Genomic DNA, 21,021 nt, shown 5'->3' with positions numbered 1-21,021 from the left:
TTGGATTGAACGAACCTCGGGATCGTTCAGCATTCAGCAAAATGGGATTGACGGCATCGCGGTACATGAGGTGAGAAGTTATGGTAACAGAGCAGCAGCTGCTGGAGTTTATGCGTGAGCAGGCGTACAAGCCGATGACCTACCAAGAGCTAGATAAGCAGCTGGGCGGAGAGGGAGATGCGGCATCGTTCCGCAATTTCCTGGTAGTTTTAAACGAGCTGGAGAATGAAGGAAAAATCGTACGGAATTCCAGCGACCGCTACGGGCTTCCGGAGCGGATGAATTTGGTGCGCGGAAGGGTACAGGCGCATGCGAAAGGTTTTGCATTTCTAATCCCTGAGGACAAGGGACATGGCGATGTGTACATTAACGCCAACGATTTGAAGAGTGCGATGAACGGCGATATCGTGCTCCTGCGGGTCACTTCGAAGAGCGCATCCGGCGGTCGCATGGAAGGCGAAGTCGTAAAGATTATCGAGCGTGCCGTGACGCAAATTGTCGGAACATTTGATCATCATGAGTCGTATGGGTTCGTGCTGCCGGATGATAAGCGGATTAATCGGGATATTTTTATTCCACAAGGTCAATTTAAAGGTGCGGTAACCGGTCAAAAGGTCGTCGTGCGCATCTTGTCCTATCCGGAAGGCCGTTCGGCGGCTGAAGGTGAAATCGTTGAGGTGCTCGGTCATAAGGATGACCCGGGCATCGATATTCTCTCGATTATTCGGAAGCATCAGCTGCCGGAGAGTTTCCCTGCCGACGTTATGGCAGAAGCCGAAGCAGCGCCGGATTCCATCACAGAGGATGAGATTGTACGTCAAGGCCGCCGCGATCTGCGCGACAAGGTCATCGTGACGATCGATGGCGAGGATGCAAAAGATCTGGATGATGCGGTCAATGTTGAACGCCTCGAGAACGGTAACTTTGTGCTGGGCGTGCATATCGCCGATGTCGGCTATTATGTGAAGGAAAACTCGTCGCTGGACCAAGAAGCGTACCGCCGCGGATGCAGCGTGTACTTGGTTGACCGTGTTATTCCGATGCTGCCTCACCGGTTATCGAACGGGATCTGTTCCTTGAATCCGAAGGTGGATCGGTTGACGCTTTCCTGCGAGATGGAGTTTGATGCAGCAACGCTCAAACGCGTGCGTCATGAGGTGTTTACGAGCGTGATTCGGACGAAAGAACGGATGACGTATACGAACGTACGTAAAATCGTGGCCGATGAAGATCCTGAGGTTATGGAGCGCTATGCCGAACTGGTGCCGACGTTCAAGCTGATGGAAGAGCTTGCGATGCGCCTGAGGGGCATGCGAATGAAGCGGGGCGCGATTGATTTTGACTTTATCGAGTCCAAGGTCATTGTGGACAGCGATGGTAAAGCGGTTGACATCGTAAAACGTGAACGCTCGATTGCGGAGTCGATTATTGAAGAGTTCATGCTTGCGGCCAACGAAACGGTTGCGGAGCATTTCTATTGGCTGAAGGTGCCGTTCCTGTACCGGACGCATGATAATCCGGATCAAGAGAAGCTGCTGCATTTCGTGCAGTTTGCGGCTAACTTCGGTTATACGATTAAAGGCAAGGGCGGAAGCGTCATTCATCCGCGTGCGCTCCAGACGCTGCTTGAAGATGTGCGCGGCTCCAAGGAGCAAACGGTCATTTCGACGGTGATGCTGCGTTCGATGAAGCAGGCGAAATACGATGCAGAGAGCCTCGGCCACTTCGGCCTTGCTGCTGAATTCTACTCGCACTTCACGTCGCCGATTCGGCGTTATCCCGATCTTGTCATCCATCGCGTCATGCGCGAGGTATTCGAGAACGGCGGCACGCTGACAGATGCCCGTCAGGAAGCACTGGCCGCGCGGATGCCCGATATTGCGCAGCAGTCGTCGGAGCGGGAGCGTGTGGCGGTTGAGGCGGAACGTGACACGGAGAAGCTGAAGAAATGCGAATACATGCTTGATAAGGTCGGCGAGGAATTCGACGGCATCATCAGCAGCGTAACGAGCTTCGGTATCTTCGTGGAGCTGCCCAATACGGTCGAGGGGCTCATCCGTTTGAGCGAGCTCTCGGACGATTATTATCACTTCCACGAGCAGCACATGCTGCTAATCGGCGAGCGGACGTCGAAGACGTACCGCATTGGCGATGAGGTGCGCATCCGCGTGGAGCGGGTGAACATGGATGAGCATACCATTGATTTTGGGATGCTCGAGAATAAGAGCGCTGACGGCGCCGACCGTGCGCGCGAGTACGGGTTTGGCGGCCGCAGCGGAGCCGGCCGCGGCTCGCGCAGCGGCGGCGGAGGCCGCGAGCGTGGCGGTGCAGCCGCGCAGCGCAGCGCCGGCGGGCGCGGAGGCGGCAGCGCGCCAGCAGCGGCGGCGCGCGAAGCGGCCGTGGGGCCGCGCGGACGCGGCCAGCGGCGCGGAGGCGCAGCGGCGGCGGAGCCGGGCGTGACGCGCAGCGGAGCGGGAGCGCCGCAGGCGGAGCGCGGAGGCAGCGAGCGCGGCGGACGCCGGCGCAAGGGCCGCGGCGGCGAAGCAGCGCGCAGCGGCGGAGCGGCGACGCAAGGCGCGGAAGTCGCGCCGGTGCGTCGCGAAGGCGACGCGCGGGCATGGAAGCCGGAGGATGATTTCAACCTCGATCGGCTTCTCGGCACGGATGGTGCTGCACGCAGTGGCGGTGAATCCGGTGAAAAGCGTAAAGCAGTCCGCACGGATATGTGGGGCTTGCCAATCTTGAACGCAGGATCGCTTAAAGATAACGGGGAAGATCCGGATGCTTACCGTTCACGCGGCCGTGATGGCGGCGGCAGAGGCCGTTCCGGCGGCGGAGACCGCGGATTTGGCGGTCGTTCTTCCGGCTCAGGTCGTGGCGGGTCATCCCGTAACGGCGCCGGCAACGGTGGCGGCGGCGGTGCAGCTGGCGGAACCGGCTCTCGCCGCAAGAAACCAGCAGGCGACGGGTCTACTCCTCAAGCTGCGCCGGCAACTGATGCAGGCGGCACTGGCAACGCAACCAACGCCGGTACTGGAGGCGTCGGCTCGAAGCCGCGCAAGAAGAAGAAAAACGGCAACTCGACCGCAGCTTTTGTGCGGAAGAAACGCTTGTAGGACGCGGTTCGAGCTTGCTTTTACCAAATCTTGATTTCAATCTGTAAAGTTGTTACAATGGACTCCTGACTGCAATGGTTAGGAGTCCGTTTATTAAGGGGAGAGGTGGGGTAGAAGTGGCGAAGAAGAGTGACGGGAAACAGCTCGCACAGAATAAGAAGGCTTCCCATGACTATTTCATCGAGGATACCTTTGAAGCGGGCATGGTGCTGATGGGAAGTGAAATTAAATCGCTTCGAATGGGACGGGCCAACATTGGCGATGCGTTTGCTACGATTCGGAACGGTGAGATCTTCATTCACAATTTGCACATCAGTCCTTTCGAGCAAGGTAACCGAAGCAATCCGGATGATCCGACTCGGACGCGCAAGTTATTGATGCACAAGGCACAGATCCACAAGCTGCTTGGTTTGTCCAAGCAAGATGGCTACGCTATTGTTCCGCTCAAGATTTACGTTCGCAACGGTTACGCGAAGCTGCTGATCGGCCTTGGAAAAGGGAAGAAACAGTACGACAAACGCGAATCGGCGGCGAAGAAGGATGCACAACGCGATATTCAGCGTGCATTGCGCGAGAAACAGAAGGTTGCCAGATAAGTTGCTCGCTTGCTGACTGGATGTAATGGTTGAACGTCGCCAACTCTTCCAGCAAGACATGCCTTCACGAAGTCGGCACCTGTGTTATACTAAGTAAGCAACGAACGAAGTATCGTTTTACATGCTCAAGTACGTTGAGACTGCCTGAACGTTAGGCGGGACCAGTCGACAGAGCGTCTTACCTGCTAAACGGAACGTATGGAGCCGTTTATGCGACATTGGGGGCGTTTATGGATTCGACGGGGATAGTTCGAGCATGGGTTGCGGGTAGTGGGGACGCGTCCACTTCATCAACGCTAAAGCCTATTAAACGGCAAATCACAAAACAACTACGCTTTAGCAGCTTAATAACCTGTTAGCGTGCTCCTCCTCAGCATCGCCCATGTGACTGGGATAGGGGCTCACATATAGTGGGATACGCCGCTTCGGTCTCCGCCTGGGGTCGACGGAAGAAGATAATCAGGCTGACCCAACGCAGAGCCGGTTACGGGGCGCTGCTCGGGTGACATCAAAACTGTGACTACACCCGTAGAAGCCTGTGTGGCGTTGTCTTCGGACAGGGGTTCAAATCCCCTCGCCTCCACCAAATGTAAAACCACATCCGCATGAGGATGTGGTTTTTGCTATTTAAGGGCCCAATAGATTTTCAGCAACCTTTTAGGTAGATTTAAGCTTCCTTTTAGGATCGACCTGCATAATAGAGTCATCAAGAGCACAGGAGGATGATCCTAATGGATGCGAATAAGGAAATGAACAAAGAATTCGATAACTCCGTCGAAGGCCTGACAATATATCGCTATGATTCCTCAAAGAAAGGGACAACCTTGCAGAGGGTGTATGACGAAGCAATCGCGGCGAATGAGGGAGAGGGAGCTTCCGGAGGCGGCGCGAATCGATCCAGACGAACGTCGGCTAAATCGATCCTGGCAGCTTTTCTTGTCGGCGCTTTAGTAGTTGGAGGGCTAACCTACATGTCCGATCGAATGAACTTGTTCGGCGGAGGGACATCCAGTATAGTCCAGACAGTAGTTTCGAGCGGTGGCTCTAATTCCGCCGATGCCGGATTAACGACTGCTTCGCTCAAATCCTCTACGGAGAACTTCGCTTCAGTATTTAAGCAAGCGAACCCTGCAGTCGTGGAGATTGCAAATTATGGGGTGGAGAACAACCAGTCGAATCCCAACCTCTTCGGCAGAAACGGCAGTCGGTCGGGCAGCCGGCAGCAGTCGCTGCAAAGCAGCGAAGATCCAGTGCTGAAGGGAACCGGGTCCGGATTCTTTTTCAATAAAAACGGTTATATTCTGACGAACCAGCACGTCATTGCAGGTGCCGCGGAGCTTAAGGTGACCGTGCCCGGATACGACGAGCCGCTTAAAGCCACGGTTGTCAACGCGAACGAAGATCTGGATTTAGCGGTGCTCAAGGTTGAAAAGCCAGAGGGGAAAGATTTTCCGGCTCTAAGTTTCGGTGACTCGGCTCAGGCGAACATCGGCGACTGGGTCGTCGCGATCGGCAATCCATACGGTTTGGATCACACGATGACGATCGGCGTGCTTAGCGCGAAAGAGCGTCCGATTACGGTCACGGAAGACGACGGTTCTGAGCATCCATACAAACATCTTCTGCAAACCGACGCTTCGATTAACCCCGGCAATTCGGGCGGACCGCTATTAAACGAAAAAGGCGAAGTAATCGGAGTGAATACCGCTGTCAACTCCGAAGCTCAAGGCATGGGATTCGCCATTTCGTCCAGTACGATTCTGGATGCAGTGAAGGAGATGATGGCGGGAACGGCGGAAAGTTCTTTGTAACCTGCCGCGGACTAGAAGCTAGTCGCCTCCGCCAAGTAAATCCACAACCATTTGGGTTGTGGATTTTTATTATCAATTTAAGATGGCTTGATATGAAAAATGAGCGCGCGAAATTCGCAGCAGCCGTAAATTCGCATAAAATACTTCAAATGGCTAAGACAAACCTTCTCTTGTAAATGGTATAATCTGATATATTATGAGATTGCGTGATGATGATAAATGCTTTTAGCGTCGTTAACGAATTATTTGGATGACGTGGACATTTTACATTAAGGGAGCCGATCGTCGATGAACGTCGTTTATCAATTTGAAGAAGTAGCCAGACTTCCCTTGCCCGGGGATAACTGTGCCGTTGCGATTCGTCAATTGAACGCTGGTACCGTCATTCAATATGAAGGCCAAACCTTTGTCTTGGATTACACGGTTATGGAAGGCCACCGGTTTGCGGTGAAAGAGATTGCTCCCGGCGAAGAGCTGCTTTCGTGGCAATTGCCATTCGGCGTGGCGCTTAAGCCGATTCATCCCGGGCACTATGTGATCAACGAAACCGTTTTGGGAGCGCTCGGCGTGCGCAAGTTGGCATTCGCGCTGCCGCCCGTGCCCAATTTTGCGGACCAAGTTCAACCTTATATTCTAGACGAGCAGAACTTCCAGCCAGCTCCGGCATCGCCGGCGTATACGGAGACGCGCACCTTTATGGGGTATCGCCGCCATGAAGATCGCGGAGTCGGCACCCGAAACTATATCGTATTGCTCGGTACCACCTCGCAGACGGGCAGCTTTGTGAAAAAGCTCGCCGCCCGTTTACAAGACGAATGCAAGAGCTATTCGAATATCGACGGGATTGTTCCCGCGGCGCATACGGAGGGCGGCATAGAAAATCCGAATAACGTGGACTTGCTGCTGCGGACGCTCGCCGGTTTCATGGTCAACCCGAATGTCGGTGCGGTATTGGTTGCCGATTATGGCAATGAATCGGTCACGAACAAGATGGTGGAGGCTTATGCACGCGAGCACGGCTACCAAATCGATGATGTGCTTCATAAGTTCGTGTCGCTCACAGGCAGCTTCGAAGAAGAGCTCGTTAAAGGCGATGCGTTAGTCCGGGAGTGGCTGCCAACGGTCAATGCGATGCAGCGGACTCCCGAATCCATCCGCCACCTGAGAATCGGACTGCAGTGCGGTGGTTCCGATGCGTTTTCCGGCGTATCCGCGAATCCGCTGCTTGGCTGGGTTTCGGAAGAATTGGTGCGTTACGGCGGTGCGGCCAGCCTGGCCGAAACCGATGAATTGATTGGTGCGGAGCCCTATATTCTGTCGAAGGTACGCAATGTGGAAACCGCGCGCAAATTTCTGGAGCTTCTGGACCGGTTTAAGGAGCGTACGTCTTGGCACGGCACCAGCGCGGAAGGTAATCCGTCCGGCGGTAACATGTATCGAGGCTTGTACAACATCTATCTCAAATCGATAGGCGCCGCAATGAAGAAAGACCCGACAACGCGGATCGATTTTGCAACCGAGTACGGGGAGCTCATGAAGGATGGCGGCTACTATTTCATGGATAGCCCCGGCAATGACCTGGAGAGCATCGCAGGCCAGGTGGCTGCAGGCTGCAACATGATTTTCTTTACGACGGGAAACGGTTCAATCACCAACTTTCCATATGTGCCAACGGTTAAGGTGGTCACGACAACGCGCCGCTTCCAATTGCTATCGAACGATATGGATGTGAATGCAGGTAAATATCTGGAAGGGACATCGATGGATGAGCTGGGACAAGAGGTGTTCGAGCTGGCCATCCAAGTTGCCTCCGGACAGCAAAGCGTCGGCGAGAAGGCGGGCCATTCCCAGGTACAAATTTGGCGTAACTGGCAGCAGAACGATGCGAGCCGACTGGAGACATTGCTGCACGCTCCCGTACCGACAGGAGCACCAATAGCAATTCAAGACGATGCTGCAGCGTCAGCTAACGATGCGATCCAATTTACTTTTACACGGCATCACGATCGGCTGTCCAGTGACAAAATCGGCTTGATTGTGCCGACCAGTCTATGTGCCGGTCAGGTAGCCAACATGATTACGAAGCGCTTGAACGAGCAAAAAGCTGGGCAGCCCGATCTCTCGCGCATCGTCGCATTGGCACATACAGAGGGCTGTGGCGCTTCGGGAGGAACAGCCGAATCGCTGTTTGCCCGCACGATGATCGGCTATATTACGCATCCGATGGTAGAGCATTGTTTGCTGCTGGAGCATGGATGCGAGAAAACGCACAACGACTATATGCGCCATCAGATGGAAGTTAACGGAGTCGATGCGAGCCGGCTTGGGTATGCCAGCATTCAGCTCGATGGCGGAATTGCCAAAGTAAGCGAGAAGGTTGAAGCCTGGTTCTCCGATCGATTGGCAGCGGCCGAGGCTGCGGAGAAAGTGACGGTCGGTCTGGAAGGACTGCGTATCGGTATTGTGAGCGAGGGTGCCATTGCCGACGATGCCGGCGAGCAGCTGGCGTCACTGACCAAGATGATTGTCAGCGCAGGAGGCTTGGTGGTCGTGCCTGAGAACAGCGGATTGCTTGCCGATGCCGCATTCGGTCAACATCTATCATTAGCGCCTCAAGTTCGTCCGTCCATCGCCTACGGGGAACATGTTCGATCCAACGGCTTCCACATCATGGAGACACCTACAACGCATTTGGTAGAAACGATCACGGGCCTCGCCGCCACAGGAGTGGAATTAGTGATTGCGCTGATCGGCAATCGTCCGATGCAGACGCATCCTTTTGTCCCGATGCTGCAAATGGCGTCAGGGCAAGCCGTGCATCAGAAACATCAGCAAGATGTTGACTTGATGCTCTCGGGTGAGCCGACCTTATGGCCGAATCAAATTCTCGAGCTCAGCAAACAAACATTGGAACATACTTATGTGCCGCGTCTCTATAAGCAAGGAAATATCGACTTCCAAATGACGCGAGGCTACTTGGGTGTATCGTTATAATGCAGATATCTATGAAAAGCGAGGTCTAAACCATGTTGAACACGCTTCTATCCAAACGACCGCTTGGCAATACCGGTCTGCTCGTAACGCCGCTGTGTCTAGGAGCCGCTCCGCTCGGGGATATGCCGGAAACCTTTCAATACAGCACCTCGGAAGAACAAGCATTGGTAACGCTGCGTACCGCATTTGAAAGCCCGATCAACTTTCTGGATACGGCCGCATCCTATGGCTTTGGTGAGAGCGAGCGGCGGATCGGCAAGGCCATTCAAGCGAATGGCGGACTTCCCGAGGGTTACGTGTTGGCCACCAAAGCCGACCGCGACTTTACGACCGGCGACTTCAGCGGCGAACAGATCAAACGTTCCGTCGAAGAAAGTCTTGAACGCTTGGGACTTGATCGTCTGCAATACGTTTATATCCACGATCCCGAACATACCACCTTCGAAAATGTCATGGGACCCGGCGGACCGTTAGAAGTATTGCGAAAGCTTCAAGATGAGGGAGTCATCGATCACATCGGCATGTCCGGGGGACCGATCGATATGCTCATTCGTTATGTAGAAACGGGAGCGTTTAGCGCCGTGGAAACCCACAATCGCTATACACTGCTCAATCGGGCTGCCGAGCCGTTGCTTGAAATCGCGAGTCGCATGGGCGTCGCCGTTATCAATGCCGCTCCCTATGGCAGCGGTATATTGGCCAAAGGTCCGGACGCATACGCCCGTTATGCCTATAGCGAAGCTTCGCCGATCGTATTGGAGAGAGCGCGTTCGTTCGCCAAAGTGTGCCAGGATTTTAATGTCCCATTGGCCGCTGCTGCTCTTCAATTTTCGCTTCGCGACCCGCGAATCACCAGCACGGTCGTCGGCATGAGCAAACCGGATCGGATTGCTCAGACGGTGGAACTCGCGAATTACCCGATTGCCCCTGAACTATGGCCGGCGCTTGACGCCTTCGGTTATGATACTGAGGATCCTGAAGCGAATCGCTTTGATTAATGGGTAGTCTTACGACAGCAGCTGCACGTGTCAAGTGATTCGCCCGGCAATCGGTTCGCCTTCACCCAAAAAACTCTGACCGCAGAAGGTCAGAGTTTTTTGCGTTCCCTGCATGATTTCCTTCAATTGATTGATATTAAGGAAGATGTTGATAAGAGATCCAATGGATTGAACTTCGGGGGCGAGTAAATTGAACTGGTTATGGAATGAATGGCGGACTTTCTTTGGGTCGCGGAAAATACTCGTGCCGGTAATCGCGATGTGCTTGATTCCTTCGCTTTACAGCGGAATTTATTTGTGGACCTATTGGGACCCGTACGCGCACTTGGAAAGGCTGCCGGTCGCTGTCGTAAACGAGGATCGGCCGGTTGAATACCAAGGGAAAACGTTCGCGATTGGTAATGATCTCGTCAGCGAGCTCAAGAAGGATCGTTCCTTAGAGTGGCGGTTTGTCAACGCGGAGGAAGCGGATGTGGGATTCCGGAACCGGACGTATTATTTCGAAATATTCATTCCTTCCGACTTTTCCCATCGGGCGACGTCTCTGGGAGCGGCAGAGCCATCACCGCTAGAGCTGACCGTGAAGCTGAACGAAGGACTTAATTATATCGTGAGCAAAATTGGCAAATCCGCCGTAGAAACGATCAGGCAGCAGCTGTCGGAACAGCTGTCGGTAAGTTACGCCAAAGCCATTTACGAACAATTGACCCCGTTAAGTGGGGGCTTCCAGAAGGCGAGCGATGCAGCGTCCCGACTAGATGCCGGCCTTATGCAGTCGGCTGACGGGACGAAAGCGATTCTGAACGGTTTGCGCAATGGACAAACTTCCATCGTGAAGCTGGACCAGGGTGCTTCTGATTTGATGTCTGCTTCGGATCGCCTCTCAGGAGGTGCCGGGCAACTTGAGCAAGGGGCCACCAAGCTTTCAAGTGGCATAGGGAGTCTTCAAGGCGGGCTTGATCGGCTTCAAGCGGGAAGCGAAGACGCTGCTCAAGGGACGGACAAGGCGTCGGCGGCCGCTAAGCAATTGAACGACGCGTTGTCGAAATGGCTTGCAGCGCACCCCGATGAGGCCAAAGACACGAATCTGACGCTCATCGAGAAGCAAAGCAAACAGTTATCCGATGCACTCGATCAATTAAATGGCGGGACGGACTCGTTGTCCAAGGGCATTGCGAGCGCCGGCGGCAGCGCGGCACAGCTCGCCAGCGGAGCCGAGCTCATTGCGAGCCGTTTGGCTGCGCTTGGCGACGGCGCTACGAAGCTTCGTGACGGCGTTGCCGCTGCTGCGGATGGTATCCATAAGGTGTCCGGGGGATGGAACAGCCTTACGACCAACGTCACTAAGCTGTCTGTCGGCCAGCAAGCGCTCGTACAAGGGGGTGCCGAGCTGAGCCGAGGGCTGTCGGAAGGCGCGGAGAAAGCGGCAAATATTCACGCGTCGGATCCTGTATTCGCAATGCTCGCCAATCCCGTCCGTTTGAAGGAGCAGGCCGTTCATCCGCTTCCGAACTACGGAACGGGAGTGGCACCGTTCTTCATTGCGCTCAGTCTCTACATCGGCGCTCTCTTGTTTGGCAACATATTTTCATTCCGAGCGACGAAGGCGCCGCCGCCTTCCGGATTACTGTGGTTTGTCTCGAAATTCGGCGTGCTCGCCGTCGTATCGCTTGCTCAATCCGCAATCGCCAGCGTAATTCTGATTCCCGGGGTCGGCTTAAGTCCGACTTTCCCGTTCCAATTTTTCGCGTTCGCCTTTTTATCCAGTCTTGTATTCATGGCAATTGTTCAATTGCTGATTACAACATTCTCGGATTTCGGAAAGCTGCTGGGCATTGTCGTTCTCGTCCTGCAACTGACGGCTACGGGAGGGATATTCCCTGCTGAGTTGACGCCGAACCTTATGCAGATGCTTCACGGCGCATTGCCCATGACGTATGCGGTTGAAGGATTCCGCGCGCTGCTTTCGACAGGCGATTATGCGCTTGTAAGGCACGATGCGCTGGTGTTGGCTATATTTGGGCTAGGTTTCGTGTTGTTCACTTGGTTCATTCTGTCGCACTCTCGTTCGAAACAGACCGCGACGAAAGGCAGACTCGCGGAAGACACCTGATTGATTGTCTAAATCCTGTCATGTAAGTTCGCTTTCAATATCCTTAACCCGACCGCATCAGGTCGGGATATTTTTACGAGGGGACTATGCTCCGAATTTATTAGTTGACCCCATTAATTTTGACTGCAAAGGGCACAGAAATCTTTACAAAAACCATATCTAGCGTTCATATAAAGCCCAAATTCCTTTTATAAACTGAAAGGGTCCGAGAGACTCGAATCATAAGGAGTAGGGTGGTAGTTCACATACTTAAACAACTTGATTTGCATGAATGCCATTCACTGCATGACTTAATGGTGGACCCTGCCGTATTCCCTTACGTACGTAATAAAAGCCAATCCTACGAAGAATATTTGTTCATCACGAAACAGTTGATCGCACAGGAATTACAAGGAACATCGATTTCAAGAACGATTATGAACGAGCTTGGACATCCCATTGGTACGATTCAGTTATACGATATTGTGAATCGTACGGGCTTCTTGGCGACATGGATCGGAGCTCCTTACTTTGGACAAGGGTACAATGGGCGTGCGAAAGAACTTTTCATGACTGAACTGTTTCTTGAACATCATATCGAGACGGTATATTTAAAAATTCGCAAGCATAATATTCGTTCGAAAAAGGCGGTTGAGAAGCTGCCGTATGTTCAATTAGTTAATGATCTTAACCCACAAATCTATAAATTAATCAATTCGACGCAGCAAGTTTATGATCTGTATCAAGTGGAGCGGGCAACCTTCTTAGAAGGACGGAATCGAATCCTGCAATGCCGGATGATAAGAGAATGGTCGGATAGCCGGCTTCCGCGACAATATGCCGCCGGAGAAGAACATTCGTCCTTGCACAAATGAACGAAAAATCGGCGTGAAACAGCTCCTTTTCAGGTGCTGTTTTGCTTTTTATATGCTGCTGAGGCGGCAATAGGATGAATGTAGCCGCTGCTGCGACCGCCACTCCCTCTCCCCAAGGAGGGATAAACGCGACATATGGCGAATATTGTTCCAGACTTGATGTAATGTCCCATACTCGTTGTGAGGTGGCGGAGGTGCTCGGCATACGCTCTATAAAGACTACCAGAACGGCTCAGAGGAAAATAAGCTTCATGCATGTGCTGCTTAATCGATTCGGTTTCTCCTCGCTGCGCAAACGCATTATGATGCTTCTGACGATTGGTTTAGTGGGATTCGCCATCTTAATGGCAACTGTTTCTTACAATGCGATCTACACGATGCAGCATGATAAGATCAAGACTTCTATGGCTTTCGATCTGTACCAGCAAACAACCAAGCTGAACCAAATGTACAACAACTTGCTTCAGGTGACGCAGCAGATGACGCCTGAGGGCACGGTGGGCAATCTGATGGAATCCTACCTTTCTGCCAAGGACTCTTATAGTCAGCGTATTCTCTCTCGTGATATATCTTACAATATTGGCTTAATCACATTTTCCAACCCGGCGATGGAGCTCGTGATGTATTATCATCCCGAAACCGGACAGCCTGCTTTATCGAATTTGCCGCTGCGCGGAGACTTTACGCTGCAATCCTTGCCTGATGTCTCCGGAATGGGACAGCTGAAATACCAGTCCCCGCATAAATCGTTATGCCGCTTCAGCGATGATCAGGTGATATCCGTGACACGGGAAGTGAAATTCTCAGACGGAACGCAGTTAGTCGTTTATGTAGAAGCCAAGACAGACATTTCGACAGATATGAATTCGCTTTCAGAAAGTCTGAATATGCCATACTCGCTCGTTTTCACGGATTCAACTGGCTTGGTCACCTATAACAGCAGCAATTCAACGGCTTTTGCCGCTGGCCAACAGCTCATGCTAAACGGGCAATCGGGTGTGACAGACGGCTATGTTTGGAACCGGATGACAGGCGATTACGGCTATGGAATCACGCTGCTTCTTCCCGTCTCCTACTACAATCACGAGCTCTATACGTGGAAGAACCATATGTATTGGATTCTCGCCATTGCCCTTCTGATGATGTTTTTGCTTACGCTGCTGTTGCGGCGGCTTATTAACGGACCCTTTCAATTAATTGAGAGGGAAATGAGGACATTTGGTAAGGGCTATATGGGCACCAGCCAATATCGTACGGGGATTGATGAGTTTGACCGGATATTCGATCAATTCAATATTATGAAACGGCAAATTCAGCAGCTCATTATTGATGTGGAGCAGAAGGAGAAGCGGAGACATCAGTTGGAGATCGAGAAGCTTGCCTACCAGATCAACCCGCATTTTCTGATGAATACGCTCAATTCGGTGCGCTGGTTGGCGGTCATGCATAAGCAAGCGAAGATTGAGAAATTTGTTTCTTCTTTAATCAATTTGTTGAATTATAACTTAGGCAAGTCTAAGGAATCGGCTACCTTCCGGTCAGAAATCGAAGTCATGCGCACGTATTTGGAGCTGCAGCAGATGCGGCATGATTTTGAGGTGGGATTGGACATTGAGGAAGGGGTCTATCTGGATAGCCCGGTTGCGAGGTTCATCCTGCAGCCTATCGTGGAGAATGCCGTCTGTCACGGCCTTGATGATCACGGCAAGCTGGAAATCTCCATTTCTCCGGATGAGACGGCACAGATGGTGCACATCACAATCCGCGACGATGGCAAAGGGCTCAGCCAGGAGACGCTGGCCTTACTGCAGCGCGACACGCCGGATCAGCAGCAGACGGGGTGGGGAATCGGACTTCGCTATGTGCGATCCATGTTGGAATCATTTTATGGCAACCATGCTCGTATGGGTATAGAGAGCACTCCGAATCAAGGCACAACGGTAACATTAGATCTTCCTTATATTCAGCATAGAGAGGAGAAAGCGATTTGATCCGAGTATTAGTCGTTGATGATGATAAACTTGCGCGTAAAGGCTTGATTTCGATTATGCCATGGTCGAGCCACGATATGGTTGTTGTCGGAGAAGCGGCGAACGGCGCAAAGGCGCTGGAGTTCATGGAAAGACATGAGGTGGATCTCATGTTCGTGGATCTCTCCATGCCTGTCATGTCTGGAATGGAGCTGCTTCAGGTCACCAGACAACGATTTCCGGGGCTGCGCTCCGTGATATTATCCTTTCATGAAGAGTTCGAGAACGTGCAAACGGCTTATCGGATGGGGGCACTCGATTATCTATCTAAGGTCCGATTAGAGTCGGAGGACGATGAGCAAATCTTGAAACGCATCCAGCAGCAAATGACTGGCGAAATGTCGCAGCGTGCAGCAGCCAAGCCTCCAACGTTATCGATTGCCTCTCCGGCTCCTGAGCAAAATACTCGCTCTCCGGAAGAAGAGGTCTGGTCCAGCCTGGAGCAGGAATGGCGCTCTCACTACTGGCTGTATAATGAATCGGTCTTTCAGCGCTTATGCAAGCAGACCATAGATGCCAAGGTTTCTTTTCGCCGTGTGGAAGGGATGTTCATGCGCGTGCTGTCCCAATTGGAGACCATCGTCGCGCTCGATATCGAGCTTCGTTCGGATGCGAATGATGTCCGGTCAGCGGTCGAATGGCTGCGCGATTACAGGAAACGCGTATATGTGCAGGTTGCGGCATCCTCTGATTTCACCAATACGACAACCAGTATTCTGAAGGCTGTATTGTTCATTCGCGAGCAGGCTTCGAATACGCTGCATGCCGAGGAAGTCGCGGATCATGTGCATATGAGTCGAAGTTATTTCAGCCAATGCTTTAAGAAGCTGACGGGTTCGACGTTCAATGATTACTTAAGGCAAGAGCGGATGAGAGCGGCCGAGCGGCTGCTGTGCGAAACCAATCAGTCCATCGCATGGGTTGCCCATGCCGTAGGCTATAATGATTCCAAGTATTTCTCTCAGCTCTTCTATGAACAGACACGTCTGCTGCCCTCCGAATTCCGAGCTCAATTCCACAAGGGGGACGATTGATTGCAACCGATCGAACAAATATCTACCTCAGTCTTGAATTCATCGCAAAACACGGCACATCCGTCTGACTTTTTTTCTCCGCTTCCCATGTACAATGAGAAGGCAAGAAACAAAGGGGAGGGTTAAGATGAAAAGGAAAATGGCATTGTTGCTTTCCACCGCATTACTTGGTTTAACTGTGACAGCATGTACTTCCAATGATTCATCGAATAACAATTTGAAAGCGTCTTCAAATTCAGACTCGAACTCCGCAAGCCCGGCACTGACGGGAGACGATTTGGCTTTCTCAAAATTCCCGAAACCTGTTGATGTTCACATCGGCATGGTGGTGGATCCGACCGACAAGACGCTGCCGGAAGGCGACAGTGTAAGCAACAACCCGTACACGCGGTATCTGAAGGACAAGTACAACATCAACATCATTGTCGATTGGACCGCGGCAACCGGTAACGACTTCAAGCAGAAAGTCAGCTTGACGATCGCATCGGGCAAACTGCCTGACGGTATGGTCGTTGACGACCGTTCCTTTATGACCAAAGCGGCTAGTTCGGGACTGCTGTATGATATCACCGATATTTTTAATCAATATCAATCCTCGCAGGTGAAGGAGATCATGGCTAGTACGGAGGGCCGTGCACTCGAGAACGCCAGCTATGACGGTAAAATGGTAGCGCTTCCGAATATCACGGTAGATACCGACGGTGTTCACGTGCTCTGGATTCGCAAAGATTGGCTGGATAAGCTGCAGCTGCCTGTGCCGAAGACGCTGTCCGATATCGAGAAAACGGCGAAAGCGTTTATTGATAACAAGCTTGGCGGGGACAAAACGATCGGTATCGCCGGTCCTTCCAAAAACTCGTTCCCTTATTCCACCTTCCTCGTTTCCTCCAATAATATGGGCGGCTTCGATCCGATTTTTGGCGCGAACGATGCATACCCGGGCTACTGGCTCGACAATGGAGACGGTACGGTATCGTACGGAACGACGTCGGACAATACGAAGAAAACGTTGGCTTTGCTGGCGGACTGGTACAAAAAAGGACTTATCGATCCGGAAGTGGGCACCCGTGATAACGTAGGGGATCCGATCAATGCCAATCAGACGGGGATTTTCTTCGGCCCTTGGTGGAATGGCGGCTATGGCAACGGGGACTCCTTCAAGAACGATCCGACTGCGAACTGGCAGGCGTATCCCGTTTATACGGACGACAACAAGTGGAATACACATATGAAGACAACAGGCAGCACCTACACGGTTATTAGCAAGAATGCTAAGCCGGATGTCGTCAAAGCAATCATGATCATGAATAATGCACTTGTGCGCGATGAATCGACCTTCGATTTGTCGGTTAATGTGGGCTGGTATCCGCTCCGCAACGTTATGGCCGCAGCCAACGAGACGGAATACGAGTATACCGAGCTTCTTAAAGTACTGAAGGGCGAAACGAAGGCTGAGGATTACAACAAGCCGAACAGCTTATACAAACTGATGTACGCCGATGCCAAAAAGGTGAAAGACGTCGTTAAGCCTCCATACGATAATTTGAATGTGAGCAACTTTAATACGACGAACTTCGGCGATTTCCAGCGCTTGTATTCCCTCTTGATCGGCGATCGTCCGTTCACGACGGTTCCAATTGATAAGAAGGTCTTCAGCGTAACCTACAACCAAACGCCGACCATGGAAACCAAATGGGCGAATCTGAAGAAGATGGAAGATGAGACGGTTATGAAAATCATCCTTGGTCAAGCGTCCATCGACTCCTTCGACAAATTCGTAAGTGATTGGAAGTCTCAAGGCGGAGATGAGATCACGGCGGAAGTTGCCAAACTCTTGAAGAAGTAATGATGCAGAAGCTTGCGGAAGGCACTGCCGGTCGGTGCCTCTCGCAAGCTTTACTATCCTGCTAGGGAGAAGGAGGTTAGCCTGAATGAGAAAACTGGGCCATCAGAAGCACTATTATTTGATGCTGCTGCCGGGTATGATCTGGCTTGTCATGTTCAGCATTGTGCCTATGTTCGGAATTCTGATGGCGTTTCAGAATTATAATCCGGGAGCAGGGCTGTTCAAATCCGAGTGGGTCGGGATGGAAAATTTCAAGTATATGTTTCAGCTCAATGACAGCAAGACGGTTATCGTCAATACCCTCATTATCGCTGTCGGCAAAATCGTGCTCAATCTAGTCGTGCCGCTTATCTTTGCGATTCTGCTAAACGAGCTTCGCAGCTTGCGTTACAAAAAGCTGGTTCAGACCGTTGTTTATCTGCCGCACTTTCTGTCCTGGGTTATTATGTCCACGATTGTAATTGGAATTTTCGGCTATTATGGCGTTATCAATACGGTTATCGGGATGTTTGGCCACGATCCAAAACTATTTATGGCGGATGCGGGTATCTTCCGGCAAATCGTCGTTGGCAGTGATGTATGGAAGGAATTCGGCTATAACGCGATTATCTATCTTGCGGCACTGACAGGAATCAATCTCAATCTGTATGAAGCAGCCTCCATTGACGGCGCGAATCGCTGGCAGTTGATCAGGCACGTCACGCTGCCTGCACTGTCGACCACGGTTGTTTTGCTGGGCGTATTAAGTTTAGGAAACGTGCTGAACGCCGGCTTCGATCAAGTATATAACCTGTATAACCCGCTCGTATTTTCAACCGGAGATATTTTGGACACATGGGTGTACCGGCTGGGCTTGCAAAATCTTCAGTTCTCGCTGGCGACGGCTGCTGGATTGTTCAAGTCGGTCATTAGCTTTGTACTGATTTTCATATCCTATCGTCTGGCTTATCGCTATGCCGATTACACGGTATTCTAAAGGAGGACGCTGCATTGGTCAGAAATACAACGTTAGGCTCGCGGACGTTTGAAATAGCCAATATTATCGTCCTCGGTCTCCTGCTTGTCAGCTGCATATACCCGCTGTGGTACACGTTCTGTGTATCGATCTCCGTCAAGTCCGCCGCTAATGCAGGCTTGGTTACCATTTATCCCATCGGCTTCTCCTTGACTCCGTATAAGGAGATTATCAACGACAGCCTATTCTTTAACGCATTCTGGATCTCCATCCAACGTACCGTCCTCGGGACATCGTTCTCCTTGCTGATGACCGTATTAATGGCGTACCCGCTGGCTCGTCCCAAGAGAGATTTCAAAATGCGCAATACCTTCATGTGGGTCCTTGTCTTCTGTATGTTGTTTAACGGGGGATTGATTCCATGGTATCTCACGATTCAGAACTACCATATGATCGATACGATTTGGGCGTTGGTGCTAGGCGGAGGTGTACCGGTATTCGACGTCATCCTGATCATGAACTTCTTCCGCAATCTGCCGAAGGAGCTGAATGAGGCGGCCGTAGTCGACGGTGCAGGTCCTTGGTCCGTATTATTTCGGGTGTATATCCCATGCTCCATTCCCGTGCTTGCTGCGGTGGCGTTGTTCCTGGCCGTGTATCACTGGAACGAGTTTTTTAACGGCTTGGTGCTGATGAACACGGCTGCGAAATATCCGCTCCAAACCTATATCCAGCAGCTAGTCGTCAACATTCCGGTTGGCACGAGCCTGACCCCGGAACAATATAAGAAGCTGTCGGAGCTGTCTAACCGAACGCTGAACTCGGCCAAGGTGTTTATCGCTATGGTGCCGATGCTGATCGTATATCCATTCCTGCAAAAATACTTCGTATCCGGCATTATGCTCGGCGCCGTGAAGGAGTAGGGGCGAGCTAAGCGAATTGTGGTCGCAAGGCTGTCTATTGGCTCCACCGAGAAGGACTCAACCGCGCGAGGTTGGGTTCTTCTTTTTCGTTTGGTAAAATAGGGGGATAGCTGAGCTGTTATATGAAAGGTGTAGAGAGGAGTCTCACAAATGAAGACATTTGAACGGATGCTTATCAAGTATGCGGAGTTGGTCGTCAGGGTTGGGGTGAATATTCAAGTCGGGCAGGTGCTTATCGTCCACGCTCCGATCGAAACGGCTGAACTTACCCGGTTGATCGTGGCGAAGGCTTATGAAGCGGGAGCAAAATTCGTCATTGTGGATTGGGACGATGATGCGGTCACTCGTGCCCGCTATGAGAAGGCCTCAGAGGATTCCTTTGATTATTATCCGCAGTGGTTGGCAGACGGCATGGTACGGTTTGCCGAAGAGGGCGGGGCAATCCTTCATATTAAAGTACCTAATCCGGATCTGTTCCAAGGGATCGATTCTTCCAAAGTATCGGCAGCGGTTAAGTCAGCGGCTATCGCGCGTAAAGAATATTCCGCATATACGCGCAATAGTAAGATCAGCTGGTCGTTGATCAAAGCTCCGACGCTCGCATGGGCAAACAAAGTGTATGCCGATCTTCCGGAAGAGCAGCGTGTAGATGCGATGTGGGAAGCGATATTCGCTATGGTGCGCGTGAATCAAGACGATCCAATCGCCGCTTGGCGCGAGCATATCCAGCATTTGAAGACGAGGCAAGATCTACTGAACGCCAAACGTTACAAGAGTCTCCATTATCGTGCGCCGGGAACGGATTTGCGGGTGGAGCTGCCTGATGGCCATATTTGGCGCGGCGGCGGAGGCGAGAATGATAAAGGCGTCTATTTCGTCGCGAATATGCCGACTGAAGAAGTGTACAGCATGCCGCATCGTACCGGCGTGAACGGAACGGTAAGAAGTACATTTCCGCTCAATCTGAACGGTAGACTTGTTGAAGGGATTACATTTACATTTAAGAACGGGAAAGTGGTTGCCTACGATGCCGAGTCAGGGCGTGAACATTTAACATCGCTGCTGGAAACGGACGAAGGTGCCTCCTATCTCGGCGAGTTGGCATTAGTGCCGCATGATTCTCCGATATCGAACTTGAACCGAGTATTCTATAACACGGGCATCGATGAGAATGCTTCCTGCCACTTTGCGCTTGGCAGTGCTTATCCCGTGAACCTAGAAGGCGGCACGAAGTTATTGGGTGATGAGCTTCTGGAGCGGGGCGCCAACGTAAGTTTGACGCACGTTGACTTTATGATTGGCTGCGCTTCTCTCGATATTGACGGAGAATTGCCTGACGGGTCAATCGAGCCTGTATTCCGACAAGGGAATTGGGCGTATTAATAAATAGTAACTCAGAGTTGATCTGATGGAGGACTTTATGGTAAACGGCCATTCCCGGAGATAGTAGCGGGGGTGGTCGTATTAATTTCAAAAAAGACTTGCCATATGGTATCGAACCATGATATATTCTATTTCTGCCTCCGAGACATCAACTTGGAAGCGGCGATCGAAACCAAAACAAGCTGAAAAATAAAGCTTGCAATCATGTTTCGATTCGTGGTAAGATCTAATTCCGGTCATGAGCCGGAAGGAAATAAACGAAGTATTTGTTCTTTGAAAACTGAACAATGAGCGACCAGTCAAATGGTCATAAATCGCGAAATTAACGTTTCGCAAAGCTAGTTTTTTGAATGAGCTAACAAGCGAAT

At 51.7% G+C, this 21,021-nt stretch carries 13 protein-coding genes and 1 other RNA gene; all 14 read left to right on the top strand.

Translation table 11 applies throughout. The features are described 5' to 3' along the window. The first annotated feature begins 80 nt into the window (after nt 1-80). Nucleotides 81-3,116 carry a ribonuclease R gene (gene rnr, locus AC50Y3_RS29335; RefSeq protein WP_494822207.1) on the top strand — a complete coding sequence of 1,012 codons (3,036 nt, stop codon included), beginning with the start codon at nt 81-83 and terminating at the stop codon, nt 3,114-3,116. A 116-nt stretch (nt 3,117-3,232) separates the two neighbouring features. Then, nucleotides 3,233-3,712: an SsrA-binding protein SmpB gene (smpB, locus tag AC50Y3_RS29330; protein WP_494822206.1), complete on the top strand. Its 480-nt coding sequence runs from the start codon at nt 3,233-3,235 to the stop codon at nt 3,710-3,712. Between the two features lie 220 nt (nt 3,713-3,932). Beyond that, nucleotides 3,933-4,298: a transfer-messenger RNA gene (gene ssrA, locus AC50Y3_RS29325) on the top strand. Between the two features lie 145 nt (nt 4,299-4,443). Further along, nucleotides 4,444-5,523 (top strand): S1C family serine protease, encoded by a 1,080-nt coding sequence (locus AC50Y3_RS29320; protein ID WP_494822205.1) that lies wholly within the window; start codon nt 4,444-4,446, stop codon nt 5,521-5,523. Between the two features lie 288 nt (nt 5,524-5,811). Then, nucleotides 5,812-8,517: a UxaA family hydrolase gene (locus tag AC50Y3_RS29315; RefSeq protein WP_494822204.1), complete on the top strand. Its 2,706-nt coding sequence runs from the start codon at nt 5,812-5,814 to the stop codon at nt 8,515-8,517. Between the two features lie 32 nt (nt 8,518-8,549). Beyond that, complete coding sequence (locus AC50Y3_RS29310; protein WP_494822203.1) at nt 8,550-9,515, top strand: aldo/keto reductase; 966 nt, start codon at nt 8,550-8,552, stop codon at nt 9,513-9,515. 190 nt (nt 9,516-9,705) lie between these two features. Continuing rightward, nucleotides 9,706-11,628, top strand: a complete 1,923-nt coding sequence (locus AC50Y3_RS29305) for a YhgE/Pip family protein (RefSeq protein WP_494822202.1) — start codon at nt 9,706-9,708, stop codon at nt 11,626-11,628. 233 nt (nt 11,629-11,861) lie between these two features. Then, entirely contained in the window at nt 11,862-12,482 is a 621-nt protein-coding gene (locus tag AC50Y3_RS29300) for a GNAT family N-acetyltransferase (protein WP_494822201.1), read from the top strand. Nucleotides 12,483-12,733: 251 nt separating this feature from the next. Continuing rightward, nucleotides 12,734-14,473 (top strand): sensor histidine kinase, encoded by a 1,740-nt coding sequence (locus AC50Y3_RS29295; protein WP_494822200.1) that lies wholly within the window; start codon nt 12,734-12,736, stop codon nt 14,471-14,473. Beyond that, nucleotides 14,470-15,546, top strand: a complete 1,077-nt coding sequence (locus AC50Y3_RS29290) for a response regulator transcription factor (RefSeq protein WP_494822199.1) — start codon at nt 14,470-14,472, stop codon at nt 15,544-15,546. Before AC50Y3_RS29295 ends, AC50Y3_RS29290 begins: the two co-directional genes overlap by 4 nt. Before the next feature lie 127 nt (nt 15,547-15,673). Next, entirely contained in the window at nt 15,674-17,392 is a 1,719-nt protein-coding gene (locus AC50Y3_RS29285) for an extracellular solute-binding protein (RefSeq protein ID WP_494822198.1), read from the top strand. 85 nt (nt 17,393-17,477) lie between these two features. After that, nucleotides 17,478-18,368, top strand: coding sequence for an ABC transporter permease (locus AC50Y3_RS29280; protein WP_494822197.1), 891 nt, complete (start codon nt 17,478-17,480; stop codon nt 18,366-18,368). Nucleotides 18,369-18,382: 14 nt separating this feature from the next. Next, nucleotides 18,383-19,270: a carbohydrate ABC transporter permease gene (locus tag AC50Y3_RS29275; protein ID WP_494822196.1), complete on the top strand. Its 888-nt coding sequence runs from the start codon at nt 18,383-18,385 to the stop codon at nt 19,268-19,270. Between the two features lie 150 nt (nt 19,271-19,420). Then, entirely contained in the window at nt 19,421-20,653 is a 1,233-nt protein-coding gene (locus tag AC50Y3_RS29270; protein WP_494822195.1) for an aminopeptidase, read from the top strand. Nucleotides 20,654-21,021 lie beyond the last annotated feature (368 nt).

The sequence above is a fragment of the Paenibacillus sp. J22R98 genome (assembly GCF_059383835.1).
Note: the sequence above shows the minus strand (reverse complement) of the source record. Positions and strands in the feature narration are given on the sequence as shown.